This window comes from Brevundimonas sp. UYEF29, assembly GCF_040546195.1.
Taxonomy (GTDB): Bacteria; Pseudomonadota; Alphaproteobacteria; order Caulobacterales; family Caulobacteraceae; genus Brevundimonas; species Brevundimonas huaxiensis.
Genome location: NZ_JBEPNH010000002.1, coordinates 357,465 through 372,957, shown reverse-complemented (window position 1 = coordinate 372,957; position 15,493 = coordinate 357,465). Strand labels below are relative to the sequence as shown.

Below are 15,493 nucleotides of genomic sequence, written 5' to 3'. Positions count from 1 at the left end.
GCTGGCCCAAAACGCCGCCCCGACAAGGGCCGCAAGCCCATAGGCCATGACGGGATTGAGGCCACGCGCAGCGGCTTGGGTCGGAGGGCTAGGCAGGATCGGGCGCGTCATCCCCATAGAGATAACGGCGTCCGCTTAACGCGGCGTCAGCCGGGATGGTTGTCGTGCGTTAAGCCCAGCGCGTCGGCTTCCCACTCAAGAAAATGCGGATGAGCCAGCAAGGTCTCGGCATAGGCCCGGGCCGTGCCGTCGTCTCCGTGCGCTGAGAGGTCCAGCTGGAAATGGCGGATGCGGGCGGCGACCGGCGTGAAGAAGGCGTCCGGCACGGACCAGTCGCCGAACAGATAGGGGCCGCCCGCGCCGAACCGCTCACGCAGGCTCCGCCACAGTTCGACGATCCGGCGCAAATCCTTGCCCAGTCCCGGATGGTCCGGCGCGGGCGCCCGGCTGGGGCCGACCATCCAGTGATCCGGGCCGGTGGAACAGGCCGTGCGCAAGGCGGTGAAGCCGCCATGCATCTCGCACGCCGCCGAACGCGCCAGCCAGCGCGCATGGGCGTCCGAAGGCCAGAGGCGGGCTTGCGGATAGCGTTCGGCCGCCCAGACGGCGATGGCCATCGAATCCCAGATCACCTCGCCCTCGACCTTCAGCACCGGGACAAGACCGGACGGCGAATGCTCGCGGATGCTCTGATCGGTGTCGGGCTGGTTCAACGGCACGATGATCTCGTCGAAGGCCGCGCCGCAATGTTTCAGCACCAGCCACGGCCGCAGCGACCACGTCGAATAGGCCTTGTCGCCGATCACCAGTTCCATCACGCGTCTCCTGTCGCCGTCATCAATGGCTCGCCGCCAGCTTCAGCACAACCAGGCCCGATGCGACCAGGGCGACGCCCGCGATCCTGAGCGTCGTCAGCGGCTCGCCCAGAAAGACCGCGCCGACCACAAAGGCGCCGACTGCGCCGATGCCGGTCCAGATGGCGTAGGCGGTGCCCAGCGGCAGGGTCTTCATCGCCAGCGACAGCAGACCGAACGAACCGATCATGAAGACGATCATCCCCACCGCCGGCCACGGTCGCGTAAAACCAGCCGACGCCTTCATCAGAAACGCCCAGACGACTTCGAGCAGGCCGGCGAAAAGAAGGAATACCCAGGCCATGACATTCTCCCTGCATGGCGTCGGGTCGTCCCGGCGTTTGTCCCATGTGGGGGAGGTCGTCCTCCTGAAAGCGCGCTGAATCTGGGACAACGGCCGGCAAAGTCAACCGCGCCGTCCCGCAAACCTTGACTCCGCGCCGCCCACGACCGACACGACCCGCCCATGATCACGCGCTACTCCCGCCCCGTCGCCGCCGCCATCTGGTCCCAGGAAACCAAGTACAAGATCTGGTTCGAGATCGAGGCCCACGCCGCCACGAAGATGGCCGAGCTGGGCGTGATCCCCAAGGAATCGGCTGAGGCCATCTGGGCCAAGGGCAAGGATGCGACCTTCGACGCCGACCGCATCGACGAGATCGAGCGCACCACAAAACACGACGTCATCGCCTTCCTGACGCACGTCGCCGAGATCGTCGGCGAGGAAGCGCGCTTCCTGCACCAGGGCATGACCTCTTCGGACGTGCTGGACACCTGTTTCGCGGTTCAGCTGGCGCGGTCTTCGGACCTGCTGATCGAGGGCGTCGACCGGGTTCTGGCCGCGCTGGAGACCCGCGCCAAGGAGCATAAATACACCCCGACCGTGGGCCGTTCGCACGGCATCCACGCCGAACCCGTCACCTTCGGCCTGAAGCTGGCCGGCTATCACGCCGAATTCCAGCGCGCCAAACGCCGCCTGATCACCGCCAAGGAAGAGATCGCCACCTGCGCCATTTCGGGCGCCGTCGGCACCTTCGCCAATGTCGACCCGGCCGTCGAACAGTACGTGGCCGACCAGATGGGCCTGACCGTCGAGCCGGTCTCGACCCAGGTCATCCCGCGCGACCGTCATGCCGCCTTCTTCGCCGCCCTGGGCGTCGTCGCCAGCTCGGTCGAGCGCCTCGCCGTCGAGATCCGCCACCTGCAACGCACCGAAGTCCTCGAGGCCGAGGAATTCTTCGACAAGGGTCAGAAGGGCTCGTCGGCCATGCCGCACAAGCGCAATCCGATCCTGACCGAAAACCTGACCGGCCTGGCCCGTCTGGTCCGCTCGGCCGTCACCCCAGCGATGGAAAACGTCGCCCTGTGGCATGAGCGGGACATCAGCCATTCCTCGGTCGAGCGCGGCATCGGCCCGGACGCCACCATCCATCTGGACTTCGCCCTGCACCGTCTGGCCAATGTGGTCGAGCGGCTGAACGTCTACCCGGAGAACATGCAGAAGAACATCGACCGCCTGGGCGGTTTGGTGCACTCGCAGCGGGTGATGCTGGCCCTGACCCAGGCCGGCGTGTCGCGTGAAGACGCTTATGCCGCCGTGCAGGAGAACGCCATGAAGGTCTGGCGCGGCGAAGGCGCCTTCCTGGATTTCCTGAAGGCCGACGATCGCGTCACCCTGCCAGCCGACCAGCTCGAAGCCCTGTTCGACCTCGGCTACCACACCAAGAACGTGGACGTGGTGTTCAAGCGGGTGTTCAATGAGGCATGATCGCCGCGCTGCTCGCTCTGTTCATTCAGGCCAACACGCCTGAGATCAGCTACATCGGCTGGTCGGTGTATGCACCTAACGCTCTGCTGTCTGATGACGCCCGGGCTGAAGTCTGCCTGCGGCGTCACAAGGGTGCGCGCTCGATCAAGACAGACATGCGGTGCGTGGTGAGTGAGGGCAGGCAGTTGGGCGGCTGCGACTTGACTGACGACCGTCATATGAGCGTGCGCGATCTGGAAACTCTGCGCTGTATCGCCCAAACACAATCGGCTCCATCCGCATCTTCAGTCGGCAGGACGATGGTCGTGACAATCACGGTCAACGCGCGTTGAACAAGACAATCCGGCTCAATCCCCGGCTCGATCCCCGCGACTATGCGGCGGCCTATGCGCGCGATGGGATGGTGCAGGTGCCCGATCTGTTGGACGCCGCGAGCGCCGAATGGCTGGAGCTTGCGCTCGAACACGACACGGCTTGGCATCTGTCCTTGAAGACGCCGGAGGGCGGCAAGCTGCTGTCGCCGCAAGACATGCAGGCCATGGGCCGCGATGCGATCGGGGCCCAGATACAGCGCGCGCTGGCGGAGGGTCGCGACGGCTTCTCCTTCATCTATCTGGCCTATCCGATCATCACGACCTTGCTGACCGGCAAGGACGAAGGCCATGCGACGCACGCCCTGGTGCAGTTCTTCAACGACACGCCCTTCACCACATTCGCCAAGGCCGTGACCGGCGAAGCGAGCGTGACCAAGATCGACGCGCAAGCCACCTGGTTCCGACCCGGCGACTTCCTGACCCAGCACGACGACACGGGCGTTGGCGAACGACGGGCGGCCTATACTTTGGGCCTGTCTCGCGATTGGCGGCCGGACTGGGGCGGCCAGTTGCTGTTTCACGACGCCAACGGCGATATCGAGCGCGGCTTCAAGCCGGGTTTCAACGTCTGGACGGTGTTCAAGACGCCCCGCCAGCATTCTGTCGCACCAGTCGCCGCCTACGCCGACGGCAAGCGCCGCTCGATCACCGGCTGGCTGCGCGACGACCCGCCGGTCAAGTGACGGACCATACCGGCGATCGCAGGCTGGGGTTCGCACCCGTTGTCGATACGGAAACCCGGCTGCTGATCCTGGGCAGCTTGCCCGGCGACGCCTCGCTGAGGGCGGCGCAGTACTACGCCCATCCGCGCAACGCCTTTTGGCCCCTGATCGGCGGCGTGTTGGGCGAGGACCTTCTAGCCCTCCGCTATGAGCAGCGGCTGGATCGATTGACGGCGCGCGGCGTGGGGCTGTGGGATGTGATTGCGTCGGCGGAGCGGTCGGGCAGTCTGGATGCGGCGATCCGCTCGCCGGAGGCGGCTGATCTGCGCGGCCTGATCGGCAGCTTGCCGCGGCTGAGGGCGGTCGCCTTCAACGGAAAGCTGGCGGCAAGGCTGGGACGGCGCATTATCGGCGACGTCGCAGGGGTTCGCCTTATCGACCTGCCTTCATCCAGCCCAGCTCATGCGATTCCACTGGCAGGCAAGGCGAACATCTGGAATTTGTTGACTGATCTGATCGAACGATAGGTCTCTTGCTGCAAAGCAGCATAGAACTGCGAATGAAAACTCAATGGTGAAGCTGCGATGTCTTGTCGCGCGGCATGCATCCATTGTGCGGTGTCGCGCGTAACGTTCCCGTTACCGCCTTGAGAGCGGCCCAAAGGGAACGAAACACATGACCAAACTTCGCAATCTTATGCTTGTCGCCGTCTCCGGCGGCGCGCTGATGGCGCTCGGCGCCTGCGGCAACAACGAGCCGGCCGCCACGACGCCGGCGGAATCAACCGCCATGGCTCCGGCCGACGGCGCCGCCATGGCCCCCGCGACCGACCCGATGGTGGGCGGCGCGGCCATGAGCCCGAACGAAACGATCGTCGCCAACGCCTCCAAAGCCTCCAACCTGACGACCCTGGTCGCCGCCGTGAAGGCCGCCGGCCTGGTTGACACACTGCAAGGCGCGGGTCCGTTCACGGTCTTCGCCCCTGACAACGCCGCCTTCGAGAAGATCCCCGAGGCGACGCGCACCAGCCTGATGCAGCCGGCGATGAAGGCTGATCTGACCAAGATCCTGACCTACCACGTGGTCGCCGGTCGTCTGACGGCCGCCGATATCGCCGCCCAGGCCGAGGCCAACGGCGGCACCGCCACGCTGAAGACGGTTCAAGGTGAAGAACTGAAGGTTTCGGCCGGCCCGAACAACACCTGGGTCATCACCGACGCCAAGGGCGGCAAGTCCACGATAACGCAGGCCGACGTGGGTCAATCAAACGGCGTCGTCCACGTCGTCGACACGGTTCTGATGCCGTAAAAAAAATATTTGGTTTCGGGCGGCGACGCCTGAAACCAAATCTCGACCCTGGTGTTCTTCAGGGGCGCGAGACGCACAGTACGCCGGGTGAGACATCCCCCCAACGTCCCCGGCAAGAAGAAAGGGCCGCACTTTCCCCCGGGTGCGGCCCTTTCGATTTCTCAGATTATTCGAAAGACCAAGGCGATTACTCGCCGGCGCGGATCTGCTCGCGCGAGATCGAGGCCAGCTCGTCGATCTTGGAGCGAATCTCGCCCTCCGAGACCGACAGGCCCGAGGCCTTGAAGTCGCCGGCGACCTTGCGGAACACGTCCTCGTCTCCCGGCTGCTCGAAGTCGGCGCGCACCACGGCGGCGGCGTACTGGTCCGCGCTTTCGCTCGACAGGCCCATCTTTTCCGCAGCCCAAAGGCCCAGCATCCGGTTGCGCCGGGCGATGGCCTTGAACTCCTGCTCCTGATCGAGGGCGTATTTGGCTTCGAAGGCCTTTTCCCGATCGTCGAAGGTCGTCATTTCGCTCAGCAAAGCTCCGTCCACCCCGGTAACGTCGGGGCAAGCGCCGTCTATAGACCGCCCGCCCGCGAACGCAACCTGACTTGCGTCGCATGGACATCCTGTCCCCAATCATTGCGCCGCCGGCCATCCTCATTTGTATCGAGGGCCGCCTTCGGCTAAGGAGACCGCGAACGAGATTGACTGCCCGAACGATTCCGAAACGCGCCGCCAGGACCGGGTCTTCCCCCTCCACATATGGCCGCGCGATTTTTGTTTCTGGAGGGCGCCCGTAAGCCGGGACCGGACCATGAACAGCAAGCGCAAGAAGATCTACGAAGGCAAGGCCAAGATCCTGTACGAAGGACCCGAGCCCGGCACCCTGATCCAGTATTTCAAGGACGACGCCACCGCTTTCAACGCGCAGAAAAAGGCCGTCCTCGAAGGCAAGGGCGTGGTAAACAACCAGATCAGCGAGTTCATCATGTCGCGCCTGAACGGCATCGGCGTGACCAACCACTTCATCAAGCGGCTGAACCTGCGCGAACAGCTGATCCGTGAAGTCGAGATCATTCCGCTAGAAGTCGTGTGCCGCAACATCGTCGCCGGCTCGATGAGCCAGCGCCTAGGCATCGAGGAAGGCACGCCCCTGCCCCGCTCGATCATCGAATTCTACTACAAGAAGGACGAGCTCAACGACCCGATGGTCACCGAAGAGCACATCACCGCCTTCAACTGGGCCTCGACCCAGGAGCTGGACGACATGCTGGCGATGACGGTGCGGGTGAACGACTATCTGTCGGGCCTGTTCAGCGCCGTCGGTATTACCCTGGTGGACTTCAAGATCGAGTTCGGCCGGGTGTGGGAAAACGACTTCAGCCGCGTCCTGCTGGCCGACGAGATCAGCCCCGACAGCTGCCGCCTGTGGGACGCCTCGACCGGCGAGAAGCTGGACAAGGACCGTTTCCGCCGCGACCTGGGCAATGTCATTGAAAGCTATACCGAAGTCGCGCGTCGCCTGGGCATCATGAAGGGCATGCCGACGGTGATCCAGGGAGGACTGCACTGATGGCCCCAACCGCTTCAAGCAAGGTCAAGGTTCACGTCTTTCTCAAGCCGGGCGTGCTGGACGTTCAGGGCAAGGCCGTCGAAGGCGCATTGCAGGGCTTGGGTTGGTCGGGCGTCTCCAACGCCCGCGTCGGCAAGCTGATCGAGTTCGACCTCGCCGGCGCCGAAGACCCGCAAGGCGAAGCCAAGAAGATGTGCGAGCAGCTGCTCGCCAATACGGTGATCGAAAGCTACCGCATCGAGACGGCGTAAAGTCTGCCGTCTCCTCTCCCATGTCGCGGGAGGAGACGGTTGCATCCTTCGGCATCGACGCCAGTTTAGCAGACGGCTTATTGACGGAGCGCCCATGACCTTCACCCTCACCTCCACCGACATCCAAGACGGCGGCGTGCTTCCGGACGCCCAGGTGCACGCCAAGGGCAACCAATCGCCCCAACTGTCATGGTCCGGTGCGCCGGAGGGGACCAAGAGCTATGCGATCACCTGCTTTGATCCCGATGCGCCGACCGGCTCGGGCTTCTGGCACTGGACGGTGGCCAATATTCCGGCGGATGTGACAGAGCTGCCGGCCGGCGCCGGCTCGCCAGGCGGGCATCTGCCCCACAGCGCGATCCAGGGCCGTACCGACTATGGTCAGCCCGGTTTCGGCGGCGCCGCCCCACCGCCCGGCCATGGCCCGCACCGCTACATCTTCACCGTCTTCGCCGTGGATGTTGAGAGCCTGGACGTGACGGCCGACAACTCCGGCGCCGTGTTCGGCTTCAACCTGCATTTCCACACCTTGGCCAAGGCGTCGATCACCGCGACCTACGAAAACAAAGCGTGATCGGTGCGGGGCGGCGTCGCCCTTGTGGCGTCATGAACGCTGATTAGTTTGCAGCGCAACATGACCGACGCCGCCCTCGACACTCCCCTTCCCGTCCGCTCGCGCGGGGCGGTCGCCCTCGTGCTGATCGCCTTGGCCATGGGCGGGTTCGCGATCGGCGTGACCGAGTTCGCGGCCATGAGCATCCTGCCGGACTTCGCCGCCGGGCTGGGCGTCGATGCGCCGACCGCTGGCCATGTCATCAGCGCCTATGCCGCCGGCGTCGTGGTCGGCGCGCCGATCCTCGCGGTCCTGGGCGCACGCTACCCACGCTGGCTGCTGCTGATCGCCTTCATGGCCCTGTTCGCCATCGGCAATGTGGCCAGCGCCCTGGCCCCGACCTATCACTGGATGCTGGTCTTCCGCTTCCTCAGCGGCCTGCCGCACGGGGCTTATTTCGGCGTGGCGGCCCTGGTCGCGGCCTCCATCGTGCCGCTGCATTTTCGCACGCGGGCGGTGTCGACCATCCTGATGGGGCTGACGGTGGGGACCGTTCTGGGCGTGCCCGTCGTCAACATCATCAGCCATGCCTACGGCTGGCGCTGGACCTTCGCCATCGTCGGCGTGCTGGCGGTTCTGACCATGGCCCTGGTCGCTCTGTTCGCGCCGCGCGATCCGGCCCACCCCGACGCCAGCCCGTGGCGCGAGTTGGGCGCGTTGAAGCGCAGCCAGGTCTGGCTGACGCTGGGCGTCGGCGCCATCGGCTTTGGCGGCATGTTCGCAGTCTACGCCTATCTGGCCTCGACGCTTGAGGCGGTGACGGGCGCCAGCCCCGGCGTCCTGCCCTGGGTCTTCGCCGTGTTCGGCGTCGGCATGTTCCTGGGCAATATCCTGGGGGCCTGGGCGGCGGATCATCTGGGGTTCAAGGCGGCCGGCGGCCTGTTGCTGTGGAGCGCGGCGGCGCTGGCCCTGTATCCGCTGGCGGCGCCCCACCTGTGGGCGGTGATGGTCGTGGTCTTCCTGATCGGCGGCGGAGGCGGCCTGGGTTCGATCCTGCAGACACGGCTGATGGACGTCGCCGGCGACGCCCAGACCCTAGCGGCGGCGCTGAATCACTCGGCGTTCAACACGGCCAACGCCGTCGGCCCGCTGCTCGGCGGGATGGCGATCGCGGCCGGCTATGGCTGGGCCTCGACCGGCTGGGTCGGCATGGGCCTGTCGCTGGGCGGCTTCGTCATCTTCATGATCGCCTGGCTGACCGGCCGGGCGCGCGCGACGGCCTGACAAGGCGAAAGAAGCCTGCTAAAGGCCCGCGCCATGAGCGCAGCCGTCATCGTCTTCCCCGGTTCCAACTGTGATCGCGACTGCAAGGTCGCCGTCGAACGCTCCACCGGCGAGCCGGTCTCGATGGTGTGGCACGCCGAGACCGAACTGCCCCAGGGTCTGGACCTGATCGTCATTCCCGGCGGCTTCTCCTACGGCGACTATCTGCGCTGCGGCGCCATGGCGGCCCAGTCGCCGGTGATGCAGGCGGTCAAGAAGGCTGCGGACGACGGCGTCGCCGTGGTCGGCATCTGCAACGGCTTCCAGATCCTGTGTGAAGCCGGAATGCTGCCCGGCGCCCTGCTGCGCAACAAGGGACTGAAATACGTCTGCAAGCCGATCGCCCTGACCGTAGCCAATGGCCAGACGCGCTTCACCGCCGGCTATCAGGGCCAGCGCGAAGTAACGATGACACAGGGCAACGGCGACGGAAACTTCTTCGCCGACGCCGAAACCCTGGCCCGGATCGAGGGCGAGGGTCAGGTCGTCTTCCGCTACGTCGACAACCCCAACGGCTCGGTCAACGATATCGCCGGCATCCAGAACGCGCGCGGCAATATCCTCGGCATGATGCCCCACCCGGACCGCGCCTTCGAAGCCGAGCTCGGCTCGGCCGACGGCGCGACCCTGTTCCAGAGCATCTACGCCGCCGCCTGATCAGTCGGCGTCGTCGACGCCCTGAACGGCCAGGCTTTCGTCCAGTTCGTCAGCGTCAGTCGATACGCCGTCTTCAGAACCTTCGTCCTCGTCCGGCGTGATCACGCCGCCCGGCTCGCGCTGGGCGGCCAGTTCGCGGGCGCCGACGCCGAGGCCTTGTTCGATAGCGCGGTTGGCGGCGACTTCGTCTTCGAGCGAGGGCTGGGTGTTTTCGGTATCGGCCATGATGGGCTCCTGCGTGTGGATTGCCCCTGACAACCACGCGGTGGGGCCGATTGTTCCTAACGGCCGAAAAACGGCTCCAGACTGGAGCGCGACAGCGGGCGGAAGATCAGGAACTGACCGTCCACCGTCACCGTGACCTCATGCGCCTGAGGGCGCTGCAGCAGGGCCGGATCGTCCAGCGACACGGCGCGGCCCGAGGCGATATCGCGCGCATCCAGCGCCGGCGTTGTCGGCCGTCGGTTTTCGTTGGCGAGCGCCGAAAGGAAACCCCGCACCTCATGGGCCTGCTGCTGGGGCGTCAGGGCCGCGCGAACGCGGGACCAGGCGGTCTGGACCGAGGCCGGCAGAGGCGCTCCGCTTGTCTGGGCGGACGCCTGGCCCGCTGCCACGATTATCGCGATCAACAGAGCCGGCAGGGAGGCTTTGAGCGTCATGCCGGGCAGGATGAAGCCGCCGGCGGCCAATGCAAGCTTCACTTTTCTGCCGCTCGCGGTGAACCTTCTGGCGTAGCGAGGCGTAAAGGCGGGAACACGCGTCGCACTGGAAATCGAATGTCCTCCATAATCCGTCCCACGCCCCGCCAACGCACCCGTCGTCTGGTCGTCCTGGCCGCCGCGCTCTTCGCCATCATCGTGCCCCTGGTTCAGAACCTGGCGGGCCTGGGTCTGAACCAGGCCGAGTTCGCCGCCGACGGCAACAGCACCCTGCGCGTTGCGGGCTATGCCTTCTCGATATGGGGCCTGATCTATATCGGCATTCTGGCCTATGCGATCCGTCAGGCCCTGCCGCAGACGGGTGAAAGTCCGCTGCTGGGCCGAATGGGCCTGCCGTCCGCCGTCGCCTTCTTCGGCATCGGGTTCTGGATCATCGTCGCGGCCCTGAACCTGAAGGCCGCCAGCGTGGGCGTGATCTTCGCCTCGCTGATCGCGCTGCTGCTGCCGATGCTGGCCGTATCCGGCCATATCCGAGCGCTGCGGATGTTCGATCGCGAGCGCATCCTGCTGGTCTGGCCTCTGGCGGCCCTGGCGGGCTGGCTGACGGTGGCTGCGCCGTTGAACCTGATCACGACGGCGACTGCGTTCAACGCCCTGCCCGCCGCCCTGTCGCCTGATCTGTGGGCCATCGTCGCCGTGGTCGCCGTCACGGTCGTAGCCCTGGCGGTGACCGCTGTGCTGCGCACCCTCGCCTATCCGCTGCCGACCGCCTGGGGTCTTCTGGGCGCCTTCGTCGCCGAACAGGCGGACAAGCCGGCCGTCGCCTTCACGGCCCTGGCCGGCGCGATCGTCCTGCTGATCGGCGGCCTGCTGCTGACCTTCCGCCTGCGACCCGGCGTCGAGCGGGCTCGCTAAGCCTCAAGGCTCGTCGGTGACCGCGTCGTCCTGAGGCGCGTGGTCATCGGCGCCCACATCGAAGGCGCCGGCCTCGTCGAAGCCGACGCTGCCGACCCCGACGGCCGAGCCGGTCAGCCGCTGACGACGGCTGGCAAGCGCGGCTTCGGGCGCTGCGGCGTCCATCTCTGCGGTGGTTTCAGGATCGTTCGAACGGTCCATCTGCTGGCCTGCGGCCGGGACGATGCGGTCGGTGTGCGGCTTGCTCACGCCTCGTCCTCCTCGGCGTCTTCGGCCTGTTTCTGAGCCCGTTCGGCCAGGGCGGAAGCGCCGGCGTCGTCGGCGGCGATCTCTGGCAGGTCGTCGTCTTCGGGGGTGGCGGCGGGGTCGATGGGGGTATCGGTCATGGCGGCTCCTTTGACTGTCGCCGGGATCAACCACCTGCGATAGACGATGTTCCCCGATGTTGCGCCGCGCGGGCTGACATTCGGCCCATCTGCGGCTAGAAGCGCCGCCCATGAGCGCTCCGCAAAAGACCATGGCTGAATTGGCCGCCGAATACGGCCTGGCCCCTAATGAATATCAGGTCGTCCTCGATCGACTGGGGCGCGAGCCGAACCACGTCGAGCTGGGCGTCTTCTCGGTCATGTGGTCCGAGCACTGCTCCTACAAGTCGTCCAAAATCCACCTGGGCAAGTTCCCCACGACCGGCGAGCGCGTCATCTGCGGGCCGGGTGAGAACGCCGGGGTGATCGACATCGACGACGGCGACGCCTGCATCTTCAAGATGGAGAGCCACAACCACCCCTCCTACATCGAACCCTATCAGGGCGCGGCGACGGGCGTGGGCGGCATCATGCGCGACGTCTTCACCATGGGCGCGCGTCCGGTCGCCCTATTGAACGCCCTGCGTTTCGGCGATCCCGGCCATGAGAAGACCAGGCGTCTGGTCAAGGGCGTCGTCTCCGGCATCGGAGGCTATGGCAACTGCGTCGGCGTGCCCACGGTCGCCGGCGAGACCAACTTCCACAAGGGTTACAACGGCAACATCCTGGTCAACGCCATGTGCGTCGGCCTGGCCCGCGCCGACGAGATTTATTATTCGGCCGCGCCCGAGGCGGGCCATGACGTGGTCTATTTCGGCTCCAAGACCGGCCGCGACGGCATCCACGGCGCCACCATGTCCTCGACCGAGTTCGACGACGAGTCGGAGGCCAAACGCCCCACTGTTCAGGTCGGCGACCCCTTCGCCGAAAAGCTGCTGATCGAGGCCACGCTGGAGCTGATGGCCTCGGGCGCCGTCGCCGCCATTCAGGACATGGGCGCGGCGGGCCTGACCTCCTCCTCCGTCGAAATGGCGGGCAAGGGCGGCGTCGGCATCGAACTGAACCTGGACAAGGTGCCGCAGCGCGAAACCGGCATGACGGCCTATGAGATGATGCTGTCGGAAAGCCAGGAGCGGATGCTGGCGGTGCTGAAGCCCGGCTATGAAGATGTCGGCTATCGCATCTTCCAGAAGTGGGGCCTGGACTTCGCCATCATCGGCAAGACGACCGACACCGGCCATCTGGTGCTGAAGCATCACGGCGAAACCGTCTGCGACGTGCCGCTGGCGCCGCTTTTCGACGACGCGCCCCTGTATGACCGCCCCTGGGTCCAACCGGAGCTTCAGCCCAAACTGAATCACGCCGACATTCCCGCCCCCGAAAACTGGGCCGATGCGGTGATGAAGGTCGTCGCCTGCCCCGACATGGCCTCCAAGCGCTGGATCTGGGAACAATACGACCGCCACGTCATGGCCGACACGCTGCAGGACTCCTCAACGGGAGCCGACGCCGGCGTGGTGCGCGTGCATGGCACGGACAAGGGTCTGGCCGTCACTTCGGACTGCACTCCCCGCTACGTCCAGAACGACCCCTACGAGGGCGGCAAACAGGCGGTGGCCGAAGCCTGGCGCAACCTGACCGCCGTCGGTTCGCGCCCGATCGCCATCACCGACAATCTGAATTTCGGCAATCCGCAGCGCCCGGAGATCATGGGCCAGATCGTGCGCGCCATCGACGGCATGGCCGAGGCTTGCCGCGAACTGGTCTTCCCGGTCGTGAGCGGAAACGTGTCGCTCTATAATGAGACCAATGGCGTCGCCATTCCGCCGACCCCGACCGTCGGCGCCGTCGGCCTGCTGCCCAACTACGACGTGGTGACCGGCTTCTCGACCATGGCGGAGGGTGATGCGCTGGTACTGATCGGCCAGACCCAGGGCGAACTGGGCGCGTCCATCTATTTGCGCGAGGTCCTGGGCCGCGAGGACGGCGCCCCGCCGCCCGTCGATCTGCCGCTGGAAAAGAAGACCGGCGACTTCGTGCGTGATCTGATCGAGTCCGGCGAGTTGACCGTGGTTCACGATCTCTCGGACGGCGGTCTGATCGGCGCCGCAGCCGATCTGGTGCTGGCTTCCGACGTCGGCGTGACTCTTGACGCCTCCAGCGCGGCCCACGCCCACATCTTCTTGTTCGCCGAGGACCAGGCCCGCTACCTGGTCGCCGTGCCCGACGCCGACGCCATCATCGCCAAGGCGCGCGAGGCGGGTCTGCACGCTTCGGTCGTCGGCCATGCGGGCGGCGCCGCCTTCGCCTCCAAGGGCGACAAGGGCGAACTGTTCAGCATCCCCGTCGCCCACCTGCGCGAATGGCACGAAGGCTGGATGCCGGGCTGGCTGGGCGACGCCGCATGATCCGTGTTCTGGCGCCGCTCGCGCTGCTGGGCTTGCTGAGCGCCTGCGACGGCGGCGGCGATCCGGTGGAGCAGGCGCTGCGTGATGCGTCGGCCGCCCATCAGGCCGCAGCGGCGCGCACGACCGAACAGATGCAGGCCGGTCACGCCGGTCACGACATGGGCGGCCCCACGCCCGGCGTCACCCCTGGAGATCGGGCCTTCGCCGCCTCCGAGGCCGAGATGCACCGCAAGATGGCCGCCGCCTCTGGTCAGACGATCGACCAGGCCTATGTCGCCAAGATGATCGCCCACCACGAAGGCACCGTCTCCATGGCCAAGGTCGCCCTGCGCGACAGCCGCGACCCGGAAATCCGCCGCATGGCCCAGAGCGTCGTCGACAGCCAGACGCGCGAGATCGCCGAGATGAAGGCCTGGGCGCCGACGGCGCAATAGTGCGCTAAAGGTCTTTCGAAGGCTGCATACAGCGCCTAACTGTTGCGCATGGCCGACGGAACGACACCCTTCCGCCCTGCGATACCGCCCCGGCGCGCGGGCAAGCCGCTGTCGCTGCTGCCCTTCCTGTGGATCAGCTGGCGCGATCCGATCCAGATGTGGTCCGAGCGGCATTTCACCGAGCCGCAACTGTATGGATCCTCGGCCTTTGGCGAAATTCTGGTGGTCAGCCATCCCGAGGGCGTGCGGCACGTCCTGACCGAGAACGCCGCCAACTATGTGAAGGGCGATCTGCAACGGCGTGTGCTGGGGCCGATGCTGGCTGAGGGCCTGCTGCTGACCGAGGGCGAGGTCTGGCGTCGCGCCCGGCGTATCCTCGCGCCCCTGTTCACCCCCGCCAAGATGGCGACGCTGAACGCAAGGATGGCCGAGGTCTGTCACGCGCGTGTGGCCGCATGGTCGCTGTCGGCGCGGGGGCGGGTGCTGGATATCGACAGCGAGATGTCTGGCCTGACCTTCGACATTCTGTCGGCGACCATGTTCTCGGACGAGTTGGGCGGCGAGGCGCGCGGGTTCGAGCGGGCGCTGAACCAGTTTCTGGCCAACGGCGCGCGGATCGATCCGCTTGACGTGCTGGGCGCACCGGACTGGGCCCCGCGCCTGGGCCGCCTGGCCAGCTTCCGCTCGGCCCGCTTCTTCGAGCAGCGCGTGACGAAGCTGGTCGAGGCCCGCCGCGCCAAGATCGAGAGCGGCGACGCGCCGCCCGACGACCTGCTCAGCGCGCTTCTGCTGGCCCGCGACGAAAACGGCGGTCCGGGCCTGAGCGACGAAGAGGTCGCGGCCAACATCCTGACCTTCATCCTGGCGGGACACGAGACGACGGCCCGCGCCTTGGGCTGGACCCTGCATCTGCTGTCGCGCCAGCCGGATTATCTGGCTTGGCTCCAGGCCGAGGCCGACGCCTTCGACGTCTCCGATCCAAAATGGGCCGAGGCCCTGCCTTGGACCCGCGCCGTGCTGGAGGAGACGATGCGCCTGTTTCCGCCCGCCCCGACCATGGCCCGCAAGGCGCTGGCCGACGACGAGATCGGCGGACAGACGATCAAGGCCGGCGCCACCGTCATCATCTCGCCGTGGATCCTCCAGCGTCACCAGCTGCTGTGGGACGACCCCGACGCCTTCAAGCCTGAGCGCTTCCTGCCTGAAAACCGCAAGGCCATCGACCGCTACGCCTACATTCCATTCAGCGCCGGACCCCGCGTCTGCATCGGCGCCGCCTTCGCCCTGCAGGAGGCGATGATCGCGCTCGCCGCCATTCTTCGCGTCGCCGATGTCGAGGCTCTGACGACGGTGGAACCCCGTCCGGTCCACCAGATCACCCTGCGCAGCCGCGACCCCATGCGACTGCGGCTGAGGGCGCGACGCAGGGCGTGACGAAGCGGAATCGTCGCGGTTCCGCCACG

At 66.3% G+C, this 15,493-nt stretch carries 21 protein-coding genes; 14 read left to right on the top strand and 7 right to left on the bottom strand.

Translation table 11 applies throughout. The annotated features are described in order from the left end of the window. Nucleotides 1-146 precede the first annotated feature (146 nt). Entirely contained in the window at nucleotides 147-815 is a 669-nt protein-coding gene (locus ABIB58_RS04855) for a glutathione S-transferase family protein (RefSeq protein ID WP_354039375.1), read from the bottom strand. Nucleotides 816-837: 22 nt separating this feature from the next. Continuing rightward, complete coding sequence (locus ABIB58_RS04850; protein WP_185225327.1) at nucleotides 838-1,158, bottom strand: DMT family transporter; 321 nt, start codon at nucleotides 1,156-1,158, stop codon at nucleotides 838-840. A gap of 162 nt (nucleotides 1,159-1,320) precedes the next feature. Between ABIB58_RS04850 and purB the strand changes: the two genes are divergently transcribed. From purB to ABIB58_RS04825, 5 genes are all read left to right on the top strand, one after another. Then, nucleotides 1,321-2,622: an adenylosuccinate lyase gene (gene purB, locus ABIB58_RS04845; protein WP_185225328.1), complete on the top strand. Its 1,302-nt coding sequence runs from the start codon at nucleotides 1,321-1,323 to the stop codon at nucleotides 2,620-2,622. Next, the gene (locus ABIB58_RS04840) at nucleotides 2,619-2,954 is read left to right on the top strand and encodes a hypothetical protein (RefSeq protein ID WP_354039372.1); all 336 of its coding nucleotides are present in this window, start codon (nucleotides 2,619-2,621) and stop codon (nucleotides 2,952-2,954) included. The genes purB and ABIB58_RS04840 overlap by 4 nt, the downstream gene beginning before the upstream one ends. Continuing rightward, nucleotides 2,951-3,679: a 2OG-Fe(II) oxygenase gene (locus ABIB58_RS04835; protein ID WP_235968974.1), complete on the top strand. Its 729-nt coding sequence runs from the start codon at nucleotides 2,951-2,953 to the stop codon at nucleotides 3,677-3,679. Before ABIB58_RS04840 ends, ABIB58_RS04835 begins: the two co-directional genes overlap by 4 nt. Next, nucleotides 3,676-4,185, top strand: coding sequence for a DNA-deoxyinosine glycosylase (locus ABIB58_RS04830; RefSeq protein WP_354039369.1), 510 nt, complete (start codon nucleotides 3,676-3,678; stop codon nucleotides 4,183-4,185). The genes ABIB58_RS04835 and ABIB58_RS04830 overlap by 4 nt, the downstream gene beginning before the upstream one ends. A gap of 148 nt (nucleotides 4,186-4,333) precedes the next feature. Further along, nucleotides 4,334-4,966, top strand: coding sequence for a fasciclin domain-containing protein (locus ABIB58_RS04825; protein WP_055752966.1), 633 nt, complete (start codon nucleotides 4,334-4,336; stop codon nucleotides 4,964-4,966). 187 nt (nucleotides 4,967-5,153) lie between these two features. On the opposite strand, the gene ABIB58_RS04820 is transcribed toward ABIB58_RS04825, so the two are convergent. Continuing rightward, nucleotides 5,154-5,477, bottom strand: coding sequence for a DUF1476 domain-containing protein (locus ABIB58_RS04820; protein WP_354039366.1), 324 nt, complete (start codon nucleotides 5,475-5,477; stop codon nucleotides 5,154-5,156). A gap of 289 nt (nucleotides 5,478-5,766) precedes the next feature. Between ABIB58_RS04820 and purC the strand changes: the two genes are divergently transcribed. From purC to purQ, 5 genes are all read left to right on the top strand, one after another. Further along, complete coding sequence (gene purC / locus ABIB58_RS04815; protein WP_039244425.1) at nucleotides 5,767-6,525, top strand: phosphoribosylaminoimidazolesuccinocarboxamide synthase; 759 nt, start codon at nucleotides 5,767-5,769, stop codon at nucleotides 6,523-6,525. Then, entirely contained in the window at nucleotides 6,525-6,776 is a 252-nt protein-coding gene (gene purS / locus ABIB58_RS04810; RefSeq protein ID WP_295206900.1) for a phosphoribosylformylglycinamidine synthase subunit PurS, read from the top strand. Before purC ends, purS begins: the two co-directional genes overlap by 1 nt. A 94-nt stretch (nucleotides 6,777-6,870) precedes the next feature. Then, nucleotides 6,871-7,350 carry a YbhB/YbcL family Raf kinase inhibitor-like protein gene (locus ABIB58_RS04805; protein ID WP_185225333.1) on the top strand — a complete coding sequence of 160 codons (480 nt, stop codon included), beginning with the start codon at nucleotides 6,871-6,873 and terminating at the stop codon, nucleotides 7,348-7,350. 60 nt (nucleotides 7,351-7,410) lie between these two features. Continuing rightward, complete coding sequence (locus ABIB58_RS04800) at nucleotides 7,411-8,613, top strand: MFS transporter (RefSeq protein WP_354039363.1); 1,203 nt, start codon at nucleotides 7,411-7,413, stop codon at nucleotides 8,611-8,613. A 33-nt stretch (nucleotides 8,614-8,646) separates the two neighbouring features. Further along, nucleotides 8,647-9,309 (top strand): phosphoribosylformylglycinamidine synthase subunit PurQ, encoded by a 663-nt coding sequence (gene purQ / locus ABIB58_RS04795; protein WP_039244422.1) that lies wholly within the window; start codon nucleotides 8,647-8,649, stop codon nucleotides 9,307-9,309. Here the strand turns inward: purQ and ABIB58_RS04790 are convergent, their stop codons facing one another. Continuing rightward, nucleotides 9,310-9,534 (bottom strand): hypothetical protein, encoded by a 225-nt coding sequence (locus ABIB58_RS04790; RefSeq protein ID WP_045809857.1) that lies wholly within the window; start codon nucleotides 9,532-9,534, stop codon nucleotides 9,310-9,312. A 56-nt stretch (nucleotides 9,535-9,590) separates the two neighbouring features. After that, nucleotides 9,591-10,010: a hypothetical protein gene (locus tag ABIB58_RS04785; protein WP_205196276.1), complete on the bottom strand. Its 420-nt coding sequence runs from the start codon at nucleotides 10,008-10,010 to the stop codon at nucleotides 9,591-9,593. A 75-nt stretch (nucleotides 10,011-10,085) separates the two neighbouring features. On the opposite strand from ABIB58_RS04785, the gene ABIB58_RS04780 reads away from it, so the two are divergent. Then, nucleotides 10,086-10,883 carry a TspO-related membrane protein gene (locus ABIB58_RS04780; protein WP_185225335.1) on the top strand — a complete coding sequence of 266 codons (798 nt, stop codon included), beginning with the start codon at nucleotides 10,086-10,088 and terminating at the stop codon, nucleotides 10,881-10,883. A gap of 3 nt (nucleotides 10,884-10,886) precedes the next feature. Here ABIB58_RS04780 and ABIB58_RS04775 read toward each other — a convergent pair whose 3' ends face one another. Continuing rightward, nucleotides 10,887-11,132 (bottom strand): Tat pathway signal protein, encoded by a 246-nt coding sequence (locus ABIB58_RS04775; RefSeq protein WP_354039359.1) that lies wholly within the window; start codon nucleotides 11,130-11,132, stop codon nucleotides 10,887-10,889. Continuing rightward, nucleotides 11,129-11,269, bottom strand: coding sequence for a hypothetical protein (locus ABIB58_RS04770; protein ID WP_185225337.1), 141 nt, complete (start codon nucleotides 11,267-11,269; stop codon nucleotides 11,129-11,131). The genes ABIB58_RS04775 and ABIB58_RS04770 overlap by 4 nt, the downstream gene beginning before the upstream one ends. A 110-nt stretch (nucleotides 11,270-11,379) precedes the next feature. Between ABIB58_RS04770 and purL the strand changes: the two genes are divergently transcribed. Genes purL through ABIB58_RS04755 form a run of 3 tightly spaced genes read left to right on the top strand, consistent with a single transcriptional unit; the run spans nucleotide 11,380 to nucleotide 15,464 of the window. Further along, on the top strand, nucleotides 11,380-13,596 hold the full coding sequence (purL, locus tag ABIB58_RS04765; protein WP_354039357.1) for a phosphoribosylformylglycinamidine synthase subunit PurL: 2,217 nt from the start codon (nucleotides 11,380-11,382) through the stop codon (nucleotides 13,594-13,596). Further along, the gene (locus ABIB58_RS04760; RefSeq protein WP_185225339.1) at nucleotides 13,593-14,030 is read left to right on the top strand and encodes a DUF305 domain-containing protein; all 438 of its coding nucleotides are present in this window, start codon (nucleotides 13,593-13,595) and stop codon (nucleotides 14,028-14,030) included. The genes purL and ABIB58_RS04760 overlap by 4 nt, the downstream gene beginning before the upstream one ends. Nucleotides 14,031-14,078: 48 nt before the next feature. Continuing rightward, nucleotides 14,079-15,464: a cytochrome P450 gene (locus ABIB58_RS04755; protein ID WP_354039354.1), complete on the top strand. Its 1,386-nt coding sequence runs from the start codon at nucleotides 14,079-14,081 to the stop codon at nucleotides 15,462-15,464. The last annotated feature ends 29 nt before the right edge of the window (nucleotides 15,465-15,493 follow it).